This is a genomic window from Flavobacterium zhoui (assembly GCF_042787235.1).
GTDB lineage: Bacteria > Bacteroidota > Bacteroidia > Flavobacteriales > Flavobacteriaceae > Flavobacterium > Flavobacterium zhoui.
The window spans coordinates 212,352-227,968 of the sequence record NZ_JBHZPY010000003.1 but is presented as its reverse complement, the minus strand read 5'-3'; the positions used below and the strand labels follow the sequence as shown (position 1 = coordinate 227,968).

At 34.7% G+C, this 15,617-nt stretch carries 14 protein-coding genes; 12 read left to right on the top strand and 2 right to left on the bottom strand.

The genetic code is table 11. The features are described 5' to 3' along the window. Positions 1-61: 61 nt before the first annotated feature. Positions 62-655, bottom strand: a complete 594-nt coding sequence (locus ACFX5F_RS05730) for a MiaE family protein (protein WP_379850771.1) — start codon at positions 653-655, stop codon at positions 62-64. A gap of 156 nt (positions 656-811) precedes the next feature. Then, complete coding sequence (gene glyA / locus ACFX5F_RS05725) at positions 812-2,086, bottom strand: serine hydroxymethyltransferase (RefSeq protein ID WP_379850769.1); 1,275 nt, start codon at positions 2,084-2,086, stop codon at positions 812-814. 107 nt (positions 2,087-2,193) lie between these two features. Between glyA and fahA the strand changes: the two genes are divergently transcribed. The 12 genes from fahA to argH all read left to right on the top strand — a co-directional run bounded on the left by fahA (position 2,194) and on the right by argH (position 15,597). Then, positions 2,194-3,477 carry a fumarylacetoacetase gene (fahA, locus tag ACFX5F_RS05720; RefSeq protein WP_379850767.1) on the top strand — a complete coding sequence of 428 codons (1,284 nt, stop codon included), beginning with the start codon at positions 2,194-2,196 and terminating at the stop codon, positions 3,475-3,477. Between the two features lie 138 nt (positions 3,478-3,615). Further along, positions 3,616-4,800: a hypothetical protein gene (locus ACFX5F_RS05715; protein WP_379850765.1), complete on the top strand. Its 1,185-nt coding sequence runs from the start codon at positions 3,616-3,618 to the stop codon at positions 4,798-4,800. 470 nt (positions 4,801-5,270) lie between these two features. Further along, complete coding sequence (locus ACFX5F_RS05710) at positions 5,271-5,888, top strand: GNAT family N-acetyltransferase (protein WP_379850763.1); 618 nt, start codon at positions 5,271-5,273, stop codon at positions 5,886-5,888. 4 nt (positions 5,889-5,892) lie between these two features. Beyond that, positions 5,893-7,086 (top strand): argininosuccinate synthase, encoded by a 1,194-nt coding sequence (locus ACFX5F_RS05705; protein WP_379850761.1) that lies wholly within the window; start codon positions 5,893-5,895, stop codon positions 7,084-7,086. After that, the gene (gene argC, locus ACFX5F_RS05700) at positions 7,079-8,056 is read left to right on the top strand and encodes an N-acetyl-gamma-glutamyl-phosphate reductase (protein ID WP_379850759.1); all 978 of its coding nucleotides are present in this window, start codon (positions 7,079-7,081) and stop codon (positions 8,054-8,056) included. The genes ACFX5F_RS05705 and argC overlap by 8 nt, the downstream gene beginning before the upstream one ends. Positions 8,057-8,138: 82 nt before the next feature. Next, on the top strand, positions 8,139-9,275 hold the full coding sequence (locus ACFX5F_RS05695) for an aspartate aminotransferase family protein (RefSeq protein WP_379850757.1): 1,137 nt from the start codon (positions 8,139-8,141) through the stop codon (positions 9,273-9,275). Positions 9,276-9,363: 88 nt separating this feature from the next. Further along, positions 9,364-10,560 carry a glutamate-5-semialdehyde dehydrogenase gene (locus tag ACFX5F_RS05690; protein WP_379850755.1) on the top strand — a complete coding sequence of 399 codons (1,197 nt, stop codon included), beginning with the start codon at positions 9,364-9,366 and terminating at the stop codon, positions 10,558-10,560. 71 nt (positions 10,561-10,631) lie between these two features. Continuing rightward, complete coding sequence (gene proB / locus ACFX5F_RS05685; RefSeq protein WP_379850753.1) at positions 10,632-11,402, top strand: glutamate 5-kinase; 771 nt, start codon at positions 10,632-10,634, stop codon at positions 11,400-11,402. A 72-nt stretch (positions 11,403-11,474) separates the two neighbouring features. Continuing rightward, positions 11,475-12,422, top strand: coding sequence for an N-acetylornithine carbamoyltransferase (locus tag ACFX5F_RS05680; RefSeq protein WP_379850751.1), 948 nt, complete (start codon positions 11,475-11,477; stop codon positions 12,420-12,422). After that, a complete protein-coding gene (gene argB, locus ACFX5F_RS05675; RefSeq protein ID WP_379850749.1) occupies positions 12,412-13,197 on the top strand; it encodes an acetylglutamate kinase in 786 nt (261 codons plus the stop codon). Before ACFX5F_RS05680 ends, argB begins: the two co-directional genes overlap by 11 nt. After that, positions 13,194-14,264: a M20 family metallo-hydrolase gene (locus ACFX5F_RS05670; RefSeq protein WP_379850747.1), complete on the top strand. Its 1,071-nt coding sequence runs from the start codon at positions 13,194-13,196 to the stop codon at positions 14,262-14,264. Before argB ends, ACFX5F_RS05670 begins: the two co-directional genes overlap by 4 nt. A gap of 52 nt (positions 14,265-14,316) precedes the next feature. Further along, positions 14,317-15,597 carry an argininosuccinate lyase gene (gene argH, locus ACFX5F_RS05665; protein WP_379850745.1) on the top strand — a complete coding sequence of 427 codons (1,281 nt, stop codon included), beginning with the start codon at positions 14,317-14,319 and terminating at the stop codon, positions 15,595-15,597. Positions 15,598-15,617 lie beyond the last annotated feature (20 nt).

Sequence of the window (15,617 nt, the reverse complement as noted above, 5' to 3'; positions counted from 1 at the left end):
TGATTTAAAGCGTTTTAAAAAAAAGATTCAATTCATAAAATTAATAAAAAAATTAAGAATTTTAGCCGTGTATGGTTTCGTTTTTTCCGTAATTTTCAATGATAGATGCCTCAAATTCGATCCATTCTCTCCATCGCTTTTCAACATCTACTCCTACTCCATACTTTCTGGCATACGTGATAAATGTTGTGTAATGTCCCGCCTCACTTTCCATTAAATCCCTGTAAAAGATAGATAATTCTTCATCTTGAATATTTTCTGAAAGCAGTTTGAAACGTTCACAACTTCTAGCTTCAATCATAGCGGAAAATAATAACCGTTCCACCAAACTGGAAACTCGGCTCCCATTTCCACTTTTTTTCATATACAAATACAATTCATTCACGTAATCATCTTTTCTTTCACGCCCCAACTTTAATCCTCGTTTGATAATGATATTATGCACTTGTTCAAAATGATCTATTTCTTCTTTGGCCAAAGCCAATAAATCCTGAACTAAATCCTGGTGCTCTGAGTTATTAGTGATAATTGTAATGGCGTTTGTGGCTGCTTTTTGTTCACACCAAGCATGATCCGTCAAGATTTCTTCAATATTTTTTTCTACAATATTCACCCATCTTGGATCAGTAGGTAATTTTAATCTTAGTACAGACATGACAAAATTTGTTTAAAGTTTGAAAAAAAATAGAGTTTAAAGTTTCATTAAAAATGAAAAAGTTTAAAGTTCAAAATTTTGTGGTACCTTTTCGAAACACAAAACTTTAAACTTTAAACCTTTAAACTTTAAACTTTAAACTTTAAACTAAAAAAATTAATATACGAAGATAGCTCTTTCGCTCATCATTTCGTTTACTTCATTAGCCACTTCTTCGATAATATCTTCATTAGTGTGATTCATTAGTACTCTGTCAATAAGTTCCACAATAGTTTCCATATCTTCTTCAACAAGACCACGAGTGGTAATAGCTGGAGTTCCTACACGGATACCTGAAGTTACAAATGGTGATTTATCATCAAATGGAACCATGTTTTTATTTACTGTGATTTCTGCTCTTACTAATGCGTTTTCAGCATCTTTTCCAGATATATTTTTGTTTCTTAAATCAATTAACATCATGTGATTATCTGTTCCGCCAGAAATAATTTCATATCCCCTTTTTACAAAAGCATCAGCCATGGCATTAGCATTTTTTTGTAATTGTAAAGCATAAGTAAAAAATTCATCTTTCAATGCTTCACCAAAAGCTACTGCTTTAGCAGCAATGATGTGCATTAATGGACCCCCTTGATTTCCAGGAAAAACAGCTAAGTCTAATAAAGAAGACATCATTCTTATATCGCCTTTGGGAGTAGTTAAACCAAATGGGTTTTCGAAATCTTTTCCCATTAAAATTAAACCTCCACGAGGTCCACGTAATGTTTTGTGAGTAGTCGTTGTCACAATATGGCAATGCGGTAATGGATCGTTCATCAAACCCTTAGCAATAAGACCCGCAGGGTGAGAAATATCAGCCAATAAAATAGCACCAACACTATCCGCAATTACTCTGAAACGCTCAAAATCCATATCACGAGAATAAGCCGAAGCTCCTGCAATAATTAATTTTGGTTGCTCTCTAGTCGCTATTTCTTGAATTTTATCATAATTTAATCTTCCTGTTTGCTTATCTACACCATAAAAAGAAGGTGTGTATAAACGTCCTGAAAAGTTTACAGGAGAGCCATGAGTTAAGTGTCCACCATGTGACAAGTCAAAACCTAAAATTTTATCTCCCGGTTTAATACAAGCATGATAAACCGCTGTATTGGCTTGGGAGCCTGAGTGTGGTTGTACATTTGCATAAGCAGCACCAAATAATTCTTTGGCTCTATCGATAGCAATTTGTTCTATAACATCAACTACTTCGCAACCGCCGTAGTATCTTTTGCCAGGATATCCTTCTGCATATTTATTAGTTAAAACAGAACCCGCTGCTTCCATTACTTCGTCACTTACGAAGTTTTCTGAAGCTATAAGTTCTAATCCGTGAATTTGTCTTTCTTGTTCTTCTAGAATAAGGTCAAAAATTTGTTCGTCGCGTTGCATTTCTTTGATTTTCGTTAATATGATGCAAAAATACAAAAAAACGTTTGGTAAATAGTTAGATTATAATATATTTGATGAGTAATTTTCAACAAAATAATTAACACATCATGCCTATAACAGCTAACGATACTAATAGAAAATCATGGCTAGAAGTCCTAGAAAACAGTGACTTTCCCATACAAAATATTCCTTTCGGGGTCTTCCTCACTAAGGAAAATGTCGTAACAGTGGGAACACGAATAGGCAATTTTGCAATCGATTTGGGTGCTTTACAGCAATTAAACTACTTTGAAGGCATTGAATTAACAGATGATATGTTCATGCAGGACACTTTAAATGATTTTATCTCTGATGGCCAAAAAACATGGAGATTGGTTCGAAATCGTATTGCGGATTTATTCGATGAAAAAAATCCAAAACTAAGAGACAATATAAAAGACAGAGATATTATAATCTTCAAAATGGAAGATGTAGAAATGCAATTGCCAGTACTAATTGGTGACTATACGGATTTTTATTCCAGTAAAGAGCATGCAACTAATGTAGGAAAAATGTTCCGTGATCCAGAAAATGCTTTATTGCCAAACTGGCTTCACATTCCTGTAGGTTATCACGGTAGAAGTTCTACTATCGTTCCATCTGGAATTCCAGTTCACAGACCAATGGGACAAACATTGCCGGCTGGGGAAACTACACCTGTTTTTGGCCCTTCCCGTTCAGTTGATTTTGAGTTGGAAACTGCTTTTATCACCACCGATGTCAATATCATGGGAGAAAACATTCCCGTAACGGAAGCTGAAGATTACATTTTCGGAATGGTTTTATTGAATGATTGGAGCGCACGTGATATTCAAAAATGGGAATATGTACCGCTGGGTCCATTCCTAGCAAAGAACTTTGCAACTTCAATTTCTCCTTGGATCGTTACTATGGATGCTTTGGAACCTTTTAGAACTAAAGGTCCTAAGCAAGAACCAACTCCGCTTCCTTATTTACAACAAAAAGGTAAGCATTCGTTCGACATTAATTTAGAAGTTGCTATCCAACCTGAACACGCAGAGCCTACGGTTGTTTCGCACTCTAATTTTAAATATTTATACTGGTCAATGTGTCAGCAATTAGCACATCACACCTCTAATGGTTGTCGTGTAAATTCTGGTGATATGATGGGATCTGGTACCATTTCAGGCCCAACCGAAGACAGTTTTGGGTCAATGCTGGAATTAACTTGGGGCGGAAAAAATCCTATCAAGCTAAAAGACGGATCTGAACGTAAATTCATCAATGATAATGATACCGTAATCATAAAAGGATTTTGTCAAAACGGACATGTTCGTATTGGTTTTGGTGAAGTTTCCAGTAAGTTACTTCCTCCATTTGTGAGAAAATAATAAATTAAAAATGCATATTTCAAAACCTAACATTTATTCTATTTTTGTTAGGTTTTTTTTTATGACAATTTTAAAAAATATTTCAATCAAAAAATAGAATTAAGACTTCAAAATACATATTTTTAATTTTTTATCCTCATGAAAAAAATTATACTTTTCTTATCTTTCTCAATCCTTGTTTCTTCTTGTGGCGTCAAGCAAACCCAAAATTTATTGAGTTCAGGAAATTATGATCAGGCAATTGATAATGCCATTTCTAATTTGCGAACCAATAAAGATAAAAAAGGAAAGCAAGATTATGTTTATTTGCTCGAAGAGGCTTTCGCCAAAGCAAAAGAACGAGATCTAAATGTCGTAAATTTATTGGCAAAGGATGCAAATCCTGTACAAATGGAAAAAATATACAATACCTATTTACAATTGAATAACCGACAGGAAAAAATCAAACCTTTGCTTCCTTTAAGATTAATTAAAGAAGCTCGAAATGCCATTTTCCCCTTTGACAACTATAACAATCAGATCATAGAAAGTAAAAATGATTTGTCCGCTTATTTATATGCGAATGCAAAAAAATTAATGACAACTTCTGACAAGATGAATTTCCGTAAGGCGTATGATGATCTGGATTATTTAAATCAAATAAATCCAAATTACAAAGACGTTTTGCAATTGATGGATGATTCGAAATACAAAGGTTCGGATTATGTTTTTGTCAATACAAAAAACGAAACAAATATGATTATCCCAGCCCGTCTGCAAAACGACTTACTGGATTTCAGCACTTACGGGCTGAATGATAAATGGACCGTTTACCACAATAACAAACAAAGAGGAATTGATTACAATTACGGAATGATGATTAATTTCAGACAGATTTATATTTCGCCTGAGCAAATAAAAGAGAAAGAATTTGTAAAAGAGCGCATCATAAAAGATGGTGTTAAAAAACTTATAGATGCTAATGGAAAAGAAGTCGTTGATGAGAAAGGTAAAGTTGTAATGGTAGATAATATTAAAACTGTAAATGCTAGTATCTACGAATTTAGACAATTTAAGTCTTGTCAGATTACCGCTAAAGTGGATTATGTAAATTACAGAAGTAACCAACTTTTGCAGTCCTTTCCAATAACCAGCGAATATATATTCGAAAACATTTATGCTACGTTTAAAGGAGACAGACGAGCCTCTGACGATAATTATTATTCCTATTTTGACAAAAGAGCAGTAGCTTTCCCTAGCAACGAACAAATGGTTTATGATACAGGTGAAGATTTGAAAGCCAAAATAAAAGAAGTTATTTCTAGAAACCCGTTTAGAAACTAATCACAGAATGATCGATTTATAAACCTCCGTGAAAATCAATTTCTCACGGAGGGTTATTATTTTAAAAAATACAACAATACCTTAATTTTTTGTTAGAAAATGTAAAACCGGTATTGTGTTATAAAAATTAGTGTACTTTTGCACTAATGAATAACACAAGTATAAATATAACTCCTATCTCACGGACAAACAAACCGACTACTTCTCCCGAAGTACGGATGCTATTAGTATAGTTTCCACAAGTCTTTTGTTTTATTTTTATTCATTTTTCATTTTACCGTTTTGAAATCACATTTATTTCCCATTGGATTAGTATATTCCAAAATCAATATTAATTTTTCATTAATATCTTGTTATTCAATTTATTGGACTATAAATTTGTATTTTAGTTTTTTAATTCAGTGCGAGAGAGAAAGTATTTCAGAACAAAATTATAACTCATTTTATAAATCAAAAATTCAACTCTTGAAATGAATATATCAATAATTATAACTCAGGAAGAGCACTATAAGTATTCACAAGAAATATGTGAAACCATTGAATTATCAGCCTTATTGAGAGGTACTGGTATTGCAAAGAGAACTCCTGAATACATTCAGAAAAAAATGGAAAGCAAAGATGCCGTTATCGCATTAGACAACGGAAAATTTGCTGGTTTTTGTTATATCGAAAGTTGGGAACACGGTAAATATGTGGCGCATTCAGGATTGATTGTTCATCCTGATTATAGAAATTTAGGTTTGGCAAAACAAATCAAATCAAAAGTCTTTGAATATTCTTTAGAGAAATATCCGGATGCCAAAATATTTGGAATTACAACTGGATTAGCAGTAATGAAAATTAATTCTGATTTAGGTTATAAACCAGTTCCATTTTCGGAATTGACGACTGATCCTACCTTTTGGGCCGGATGTAAAACCTGTACCAATTTTGAAATCTTGCAAAGCAAAGACAATAAGATGTGCTTGTGTACCGGGATGTTGTTTGACCCAAAAGAAAAACCAAAAGATCCACCAAAACATCCATTTAACATAAGAGTCCTCAATAGATTAAAATCAATTAAACAAGCGCTTTTCTTAAAAAAATAATAGTATGAAAAAAGTTGTATTAGCATATAGCGGAGGATTAGATACCTCATATTGTCTAAAATATTTGAAGAACGAAAAAGGATATGAAGTTCACACCGTTCTTATTAATACTGGCGGATTTGACGAAGCTGAATTAAACGCCATTGAAGAAAGAGCTTATGAATTAGGAAGTGCACAACATACTAATTTAACTATTGTAGATAAATATTACGATAAAGCCATAAAATATTTGATTTATGGAAATGTGTTAAAAAACAATACATATCCATTATCCGTAAGTGCAGAGCGTGTTTTTCAAGCAATTGAAGCGATTAAATATGCGAAATCTGTTGGTGCTGAAGCAATTGCTCACGGAAGTACTGGAGCAGGAAATGACCAAATTCGTTTTGATTTAATTTTCCAAACCATTGCTCCCGAAATTGAAATTATCACTCCTATTCGTGATTTAAAATTATCAAGACAGGAAGAAGTAGATTATTTAGCTAAAAACGGAGTTCATTATTCTTGGGAAAAAGCACAATATTCCATTAATAAAGGATTGTGGGGAACAAGCGTAGGTGGTAAAGAAACATTGACCTCAAATCAATCTTTGCCAAGTGAAGCGTATCCTTCTCAATTGCAAAAAATGGGTGAAGAGAAAGTGACACTTCAATTTGAAAAAGGACAGTTAGTAGGTATCAACGGGACATTGGACATTCCAACAAAAAACATCGTTGCATTAGAAAAACTGGCAAGTGCGTATGCAATTGGTAGAGATACACACGTGGGCGATACCATTATCGGAATTAAAGGAAGAGTTGGTTTTGAAGCTGCGGCACCTTTAATCATCATCAAAGCACACCATTTATTAGAGAAACATACGCTGGGTAAATGGCAACAATACTGGAAAGAACAACTAGGAAATTGGTACGGAATGTTATTTCATGAAGGACAATTCTTGGATCCTGTAATGAGAAACATCGAGGCTTTCCTAGAAGACACTCAAACGACTGTAAACGGCACCGTTATCGTTTCTCTAAAACCATATCACTTTACTTTGGACGGAATTGAATCTGAAAATGACTTGATGAATACAAGTTTTGGACAATATGGAGAAATGAACAACGCTTGGACATCTGACGATGCCAAAGGATTTATCAAAATTCTGGGGAATGCCCAAAACATATTTTCATCTGTAAATAAACTGACACATGATTAATATTGGAATAATTGGCGGTTCAGGTTACACTGCAGGGGAACTCATCAGAATATTGATGTTCCATCCCAATGCTACACTTGATTTTGTTTACAGTACGACAAACGCTGGAAAACCACTTTCGGTTGCGCATCATGATTTGATGGGCGATATCGAAATGAATTTTACCGATACTGTAAATCCAAATGTGAATGTTGTTTTCTTGTGCTTAGGACACGGTAAATCAAAATCATTTTTAGAGAATAATCAATTTGCGAGTCATACCAAAATCATCGATTTAGGAAATGATTTCAGATTGACAAAAGACAAAGACTTCGATAATAAATCTTTCGTTTACGGTTTACCTGAATTGAATAAAGCGGTTATCAAAAATGCTCAGTTTATAGCAAATCCAGGTTGTTTTGCAACGGCTATTCAATTGGCATTATTGCCTTTGGCTAAAAATGAAATGCTTACGACTGATGTTCATATCAATGCTACAACCGGAAGCACGGGAGCTGGAGTTACACCTTCGGAAACGACACATTTTAGCTGGAGATCAAATAATATGTCGCATTACAAAGCCTTTGAGCACCAACATTTGGGCGAAATAAACCAAAGTGTCAACCAATTACAAGCCGATTATACAAACGAATTAATTTTTGTACCCAACAGAGGTGATTTTGCCAGAGGAATTTTCGCAACATTATACACAACAATCGAAGAAAGTTTGGAAGATGTAGTTGCAAAATATGAGGCTTTTTACAAAGACCAGCCTTTTGTAACGGTTACTACCACTGGAATCAATATGAAACAAGTAGTTCAAACGAACAAGTGTATTATTAGTTTAATGAAAAAAGGAAACCGGTTATTGATTACTTCAGTAATTGATAATTTAACAAAAGGAGCCTCAGGACAAGCTATTCAAAACATGAATTTAATGTTTGGATTGGATGAAACCACAGGATTGCATTTGAAGCCAAACGGATTCTAAAAATTTGTTTCAAGTTTAAAGTTTAAGGTTGCGCACGTAACTTGAAACTTGAAACCTTAAACCATTTAAACAAAAAAAGAAAATGAACTTATTTGACGTTTACCCATTATACAACATCACTCCTGTAAAAGCACTAGATTGTATTATTACAGATGAAAACGGAGTAGAATATTTAGATTTATATGGTGGTCATGGAGTAATTTCCATTGGACACACACAACCTGATTATGTTGCCAAATTAAAAAATCAATTGGATAATATTGGTTTTTATTCCAATGCGATACAGAATCCATTGCAAGTAGAATTAGCAGAAAAATTAGGGAAACTTTCCGGATTAGAAGACTACACTTTATTCTTGTGCAGTTCTGGAGCTGAAGCCAATGAAAACGCGTTAAAATTAGCCTCTTTTCACAACAATAAAACGAGAGTAATTGCTTTTGATAATTCCTTTCACGGAAGAACTTCGGCGGCAGTTGCGGTAACAGATAACAAAAAAATTGTTGCACCAATCAATGCACAACAAATCGTTACTTTTTTGCCACTGAATAACATCGAGTTGGTAGAAAACGAACTAAAAAAAGGAGATGTTTCTTCTGTTATTATTGAAGGAATTCAAGGAGTTGGCGGTTTAGACCAAGGTACAACTGAATTTTTTCAGGCATTAGAAAAAATATGCGCAGCATATGATGCCGTTTTGATTTTGGACGAAGTGCAATCAGGATACGGAAGAAGCGGAAAGTTTTTTGCCCACCAACATCATGACATCAAAGCAGATATTATTTGTCTGGCGAAAGGAATGGGTAACGGATTTCCTATTGGTGGAATCTTGATTTCTCCAAAATTCACAGCGAGTTATGGATTATTAGGAACTACTTTTGGTGGTAACCATTTGGCTTGCGCCGCTGGAATAGCAGTTTTGGATGTGATTGAAAGCCAAAAATTAATGGATAACGTAAATGACGTTTACGCTTATTTTTTAGAAGCAATCCAACAAGTTCCGGAGGTAATTCAAGTAAAAGGAAGAGGATTAATGCTAGGTGTAGAATTTGATTTTGACGTAAGTGATCTTCGTAAAAAAATGATTATCGACAAACATATTTTTACAGGAAATGCAAATAATAAAAACCTATTAAGAATTCTTCCTCCATTGACAATCAATAAGGAAGCAATTGACACCTTTATTATCGCTTTAAAAGAAACATTGACGGAATTGAAATAGTTTTTTAAACATATAAGCCACATAAGCTCTTAAACTTATATGACTTATATATTTAGATTTTTTTCTAAAATAGTAAAACCAAAAACTAATGAACCACTTATTACTAATAGAAAAGCGAAATGCAGTTTTAAGTCGCATGGGCGAACTTCTTGAAGAAGAAAGAGCTAACCTTAAAACGGTGAATCAACAGGATATCAATAATTATTCTGGGGATGACTTGGCCATGGAAAAACGTTTATTGGTTGATGATGCCAAAATTGACGGGATGATTTTATCCCTGCAGCAATTAGCAAGTCAAGAAGATCCTGTTGGTATGGAGCGTTTTAATTTCGACCATGAAAACGGAATGAAAATCATCAATAAAACTGCAGCTTTTGGAACCATAATGATAATTTATGAATCCAGACCCGATGTTACTGTCGAAGCAAGTGGAATCGCTTTTAAATCCGGAAATAAAATTCTATTGAAAGGCGGAAAAGAATCCTTACTATCCAACTTAAAGATTGTGGAATTGTGGCATCAGGCTTTACAAGAAAACAATATTGCTTCAGAATGGGTGGAATATTTGAATTATAATCGGGAAGAAACGCAGTCTTTTTTGGAGAAACCAACACAAAAAGTGGATTTAATTGTTCCTCGTGGTGGTGAGCAATTGATTGCTTTTGTAAAAAAACACGCAACCTGCCCGGTGATTATAAGTGGTCGAGGAAATAATTTTGTTTATGTAAATAAGGAAGCCGATTTGAAAAAAGCGCTTGATATTATTATTAATGGAAAGACCTCAAACATATCTGTTTGTAATGCTTTAGATAAAGTTTTAATTGATACAAATATTGAAAATTGGGAAGCTTTTGCAAAGATATTAATTCAGGAATTACAACACAGAAATGTTACCGTTTTGGGAGATGAAAGTATTTCAAAAATGGCAAACGTTCCTCAGATTGAATCCGATTTAATTTGGCACGAAGAGTTTTTAGATTATAAAATTGTTATTGGAACAACCAATTCGGATCAAGAAGCAATTGACAAAATAAATAAATATTGTGGCGGACATTCGGCTTCGATAATCACAAAAAACGATACAATTGCCCAGGAATTCATGGAAAATGTAGATACAGCAGCCGTATATCAAAATGCCTCCACCCGATTCACTGATGGAGGACAATTTGGTTTAGGTGGCGAATTGGCGATAAGCACGGACAAATTACACCAACGTGGACCCATTGGTTTGCAACATTTAGTTACTAATAAGTGGTATATTTACGGGAATGGACAAATTAGATAATAGTCGTAAAGTCGAAAGCATAAAACATTCAAATAAATAAGCGAAAATTACATTGGAATAATTTTTTAAAAATGAATAATCCTAAGAAAAAAAGAATTTTATTAAAGTTAGGAAGCAACACGTTAACCAAAGAAACCAATCACATTTCGAGAGGAAAGATTGAAGACATTGGGATGCAAATAGCCGCTTTACAAGACGATTACGAGTTTATCATTGTGAGTTCGGGTGCGATTGCTGCAGCCAAACAATTTGTAAAACTGGAAAATCAAGACAAAGATGTTTTTGTAAAACAAGCATTGGCTTCGATTGGTCAGCCTCATCTGATGCGCATTTATCATGAAAATTTCAGTGATTTAGGATTGCTGATTTCACAATGTTTACTTTCTTATTCTGATTTTGAGAAAGAACAGTCCAAAGTGAATATCGTGAACACCATCAATGTTTTGGTCAAAAATAATTACATTCCTATTATCAATGAAAATGATACCGTGGCTACGGATGAGATTCGGTTTGGTGATAACGATAAATTAGCCGCTTTAACGGCCGTTTTATTAAATGTTGACATTCTTATCATTGCTACCAATACAAACGGGATTTACACCAAAGCATCCATCAATGATGCCATTCCTGAAACAATTTCTCTAGTAACCGATTTAAAAGTATTAGAAAAAGAGATTGGGGATTCGAAATCCTCGCACGGAACTGGCGGAATGCAATCTAAAATAGAAGCATCGGCAATTGCCAAAGCAGCCAATATAGAAACTTGGATTGTCAACGGATTGGAAGATAATTTTATTTTGAAAGCTTTAAAAAACGAAATACCTTTTACGAAAATAATTTAATTCGAATATTGGATTTTTAGATTGTTAGATTTTGGACAATTCATAATTCATAATTCATAATTCATAACTACAATGAACTACATCTCCATACAAAACATAGATTCGCTCGATAAATGGGTGAAACAAGCTTTAAAAATCAAGGAAAAACCACTTAAAAACAAAAAACTGGGTAAAAACAAAACCTTAGGAATGCTGTTTTTTAATTCGAGTTTAAGAACGCGTTTGAGTACGCAAAAAGCAGCTTTGAACTTAGGAATGAACGTCATGGTAATGAATTTTACCAGTGAAGGTTGGACATTAGAATTTGAAGATAGAGCTATCATGAACTCAGGTGCTTCGGAACATATAAAAGAAGCGGCAGCAGTAGTTTCTCAATATTGCGATATAATTGCTATCAGAGCTTTTGCCGGATTGGTAGATAAAGAAAAAGACAATGCCGAAACCGTTCTTATGGGTTTCTTAAAATATGCGACTGTGCCAATTGTTAATATGGAAAGTGCGACAGGACATCCATTACAATCGCTAGCCGATGCAATAACTATGGCCGAACACAAAACAGAACACCGTCCAAAAGTAGTTTTGACTTGGGCACCACATCCTAAAGCTTTACCTCAAGCGGTACCCAATTCCTTTGTGCAAATGATGCAGTTACAAGATGCAGACTTTGTCATTACGCATCCGAAAGGGTACGAATTGAATCCTGAAATCACGAAAGATTCCAAGATTGAATACGACCAAGACAAAGCTTTCGAAAACGCCGATTTTATTTATGCCAAAAACTGGAGCAATTATAACGAGTATGGTCAGATTACAAATTCCGACCCAAATTGGACTGTAACTGCCGACAAAATGAAACTGACAAATAATGCTAAATTCATGCACTGTTTGCCGGTAAGACGCAATGTAATTGTTACTGATGAAGTGATTGACAGCGAAAATTCAATTGTTATTGAACAAGCCAACAATAGAACCTATGCCGCACAATTAGTGTTGCAAAAAATATTGAAAAATGGAAAATAAAAAGCCGGTAACGATAATAAAAATTGGAGGAAACATTATTGATAATCCAACGGAATTAAAACAATTTTTATCTGATTTTTCTAAGATTGAAGGAAATAAAGTACTCGTTCACGGTGGTGGAAAATCAGCTACCAAAATGGCAGAAAGCATTGGTTTAATACCTCAAATGATTGATGGAAGACGCATTACTGATGCCGCTATGCTTGATGTAGTTGTGATGATTTATGCAGGTCAAATCAACAAAAATATCGTTGCTAAACTACAAGCTAACACTACCAATGCGATGGGGTTTTCTGGTGCTGATGGCAATTTAATTCAATCCGATAAAAGAAATCACCCAACAATCAATTATGGTTTTGTGGGCGATGTCAAAAAAGTAAATACACAATTATTAGAAACGTTGCTTTCAACTGGTATTGTTCCTGTATTTTGTGCGATTACACACGATGGAAAAGGACAGTTATTAAATACGAATGCAGATACAATTGCCAGTGAGTTAGCGATTGCTTTATCGGAAGTTTTTGATGTAACTTTAAATTATTGCTTCGAAAAATCTGGCGTTTTATATGATGCCGAAGACGATTCTTCCGTAATAGAGAACATCAATCAAGAATTATATTCCAAATTAAAAGCCGAAAAAGCGATACATTCCGGTATGATTCCTAAATTAGACAACTGTTTCAATAGTTTGTCCAAGGGAGTTCAAAAAATAAAAATTGGTCATCATCGAATGTTGCAAGACAAGACGGCATTGTACACTACAATTACACTATGAAGAGTATAGAAATCCTCACACAAGAAGCCATTGAGCTATTAAAAGCACTGATTGAAACGCCTTCCTTTTCAAGTGAAGAAGACAAAACAGCACTTTTAATTGAAAATTGGTTCAATCAAAATAATATCTCTTTCGAAAGAGAAAACAATAATGTTTGGGCTTTCAATAAACATTTTGATACCACCAAACCTACACTTTTACTAAATTCACACCACGATACCGTAAAACCAAACCAAGGCTATACCAACGATCCTTTTGAAGCCATCGTAAAAGCCGGTAAATTATTTGGACTTGGAAGCAATGATGCCGGAGGTTGTTTGGTTTCGCTTTTAGCCACTTTTGTTCATTTTTATTCGAATGAAAATCTGCCTTACAATATTGTGATAGTCGCTTCAGCCGAAGAAGAAAGCAGCGGAAAAAATGGATTAAACAGCGTATTGAAACATTTATCGGAATTGGAATGTGCCATTGTTGGAGAACCTACTTTGATGCAATTGGCCGTAGCCGAGAAGGGGTTATTGGTACTCGATGTCATCGTAAAAGGCACCGCTAGTCATGCAGCACACAACAATCCCGACAATCCTATTTACAATGCGATACCCGTTATCGAATGGTTTAACAGTTATCAATTCGAAAAAATATCGGAGGTTTTAGGCCCTGTAAAAATGACCGTAACGCAAGTAACAGCCGGAAAACAACACAACGTAGTTCCTGCGGAATGTCATTTGGTTATCGATATCAGAGTGAATGATTGCTACAATAATCAGGAAATTTTAGATACCGTAAGAAAACATTTAACTGCTGAAATTAATCCGCGTTCGATGCATTTGAATGCGTCATCTATTCCAGTTGCACACGGATTAGTACAAGCCGGAATCGCACTGGGAAGAACCACTTACGGGTCGCCTACCCTCTCGGATCAATCGGTTTTGAGTTGTCAATCCTTGAAATTAGGACCTGGTGAAACCCTACGCTCACATTCGGCAGACGAATTTATATTTATAAACGAAATAGAAGAAGGAATTCAATTGTATATCAAAATACTAACTGATTTTTTCAAACAATAAAAAACAACCCTATCAGGGTTCAAAACCCTGATAGGGTAAAAATAAATATCTTATGAAACTTTGGGAAAAAGGAATACCAACCGATGAACAAATCGAACATTTTACCGTTGGAAACGACAGAGAACTGGATTTAGTTCTGGCCAAATATGATGCCTTAGGTTCTATCGCACATGCAAAAATGTTGGGTCAAATTGGGCTTTTAACAGACTCCGAAACCGTCTCTTTAGTTTTGGCTTTGGAAGAAATAATAAAAGACGTGGAGAATGGAAAATTCGAAATCGAAGACAGCTTTGAAGACGTACATTCCAAAATCGAATATTTACTGACCGTAAAACTGGGAGACGCCGGAAAAAAAATTCATACCGCCCGTTCTCGTAACGACCAAGTTTTGGTAGATGTTAATTTATATCTTAAAGATGTAGTTAAAGAACTAAAAGAGCAAGTAAAAAGCCTTTTTGATTTGCTAATGGAATCAGCAGAAAAGCACCAGAATGTATTGTTACCAGGATACACGCACCTTCAAATTGCTATGCCGTCTTCTTTCGGAATGTGGTTTTCTGCTTACGCCGAAACTTTGATTGATGATATAACGATGTTGAATGCTGCTTTGAAAATTGTGGACCAAAACCCATTAGGATCAGCCGCAGGTTACGGAAGTTCATTTCCTATCAACAGAACATTCACCACACAGGAATTAGGTTTTGAAACATTAAAATTCAATTCGGTTGCCGCTCAAATGAGCCGTGGAAAATCAGAGAAAATGGTCGCTTTTGCTATGAGTAGCGTAGCTGCTACCCTATCGAAATTCGCGATGGATGTTTGTTTGTATATGAGTCAGAATTTTGCTTTCATCACTTTGCCTTCGCATCTTACAACAGGTTCGAGCATCATGCCGCACAAGAAAAACCCAGATGTATTTGAATTGATCCGTGGAAAATGCAACAAAATTCAAGCCTTACCTTACGAAATTACGTTAATCACTAATAACCTTCCAAGTGGTTATCACAGGGATTTACAATTGTTGAAAGAAGGATTGTTTCCAGCAATTCAAAACCTAAAAGCCTGTTTGGATATCGCAATTTTTGCAATTAAAGACATTAAAGTAAAAGACAATATACTTGCTGATCCAAAATACAATTATTTGTTTACCGTTGATACTTTAAATGAAATGGTGGTTGCGGGAATGCCTTTTAGAGATGCTTATAAAGCCGTTGCAGAGCAATTAGAAAATGGTACTTTTAAATCTCCAAAAGAAACCAAACATACGCACGAAGGAAGCATCAACAATCTATGTTTGGATGCCATAAAAAATAAAATGAACGATTCTTATTAATTCAAAACCACAATAATTGT

What these genes read in the sequence shown, in the direction of transcription:
- ACFX5F_RS05730 (WP_379850771.1), bottom strand. Translation starts at nt 655, where the DNA reads ATGTCTGTACTAAGATTAAAATTACCTACTGATCCAAGATGGGTGAAT.
- glyA (WP_379850769.1), bottom strand. Translation starts at nt 2,086, where the DNA reads ATGCAACGCGACGAACAAATTTTTGACCTTATTCTAGAAGAACAAGAA.
- fahA (WP_379850767.1), top strand. Translation starts at nt 2,194, where the DNA reads ATGCCTATAACAGCTAACGATACTAATAGAAAATCATGGCTAGAAGTC.
- ACFX5F_RS05715 (WP_379850765.1), top strand. Translation starts at nt 3,616, where the DNA reads ATGAAAAAAATTATACTTTTCTTATCTTTCTCAATCCTTGTTTCTTCT.
- ACFX5F_RS05710 (WP_379850763.1), top strand. Translation starts at nt 5,271, where the DNA reads ATGAATATATCAATAATTATAACTCAGGAAGAGCACTATAAGTATTCA.
- ACFX5F_RS05705 (WP_379850761.1), top strand. Translation starts at nt 5,893, where the DNA reads ATGAAAAAAGTTGTATTAGCATATAGCGGAGGATTAGATACCTCATAT.
- argC (WP_379850759.1), top strand. Translation starts at nt 7,079, where the DNA reads ATGATTAATATTGGAATAATTGGCGGTTCAGGTTACACTGCAGGGGAA.
- ACFX5F_RS05695 (WP_379850757.1), top strand. Translation starts at nt 8,139, where the DNA reads ATGAACTTATTTGACGTTTACCCATTATACAACATCACTCCTGTAAAA.
- ACFX5F_RS05690 (WP_379850755.1), top strand. Translation starts at nt 9,364, where the DNA reads ATGAACCACTTATTACTAATAGAAAAGCGAAATGCAGTTTTAAGTCGC.
- proB (WP_379850753.1), top strand. Translation starts at nt 10,632, where the DNA reads ATGAATAATCCTAAGAAAAAAAGAATTTTATTAAAGTTAGGAAGCAAC.
- ACFX5F_RS05680 (WP_379850751.1), top strand. Translation starts at nt 11,475, where the DNA reads ATGAACTACATCTCCATACAAAACATAGATTCGCTCGATAAATGGGTG.
- argB (WP_379850749.1), top strand. Translation starts at nt 12,412, where the DNA reads ATGGAAAATAAAAAGCCGGTAACGATAATAAAAATTGGAGGAAACATT.
- ACFX5F_RS05670 (WP_379850747.1), top strand. Translation starts at nt 13,194, where the DNA reads ATGAAGAGTATAGAAATCCTCACACAAGAAGCCATTGAGCTATTAAAA.
- argH (WP_379850745.1), top strand. Translation starts at nt 14,317, where the DNA reads ATGAAACTTTGGGAAAAAGGAATACCAACCGATGAACAAATCGAACAT.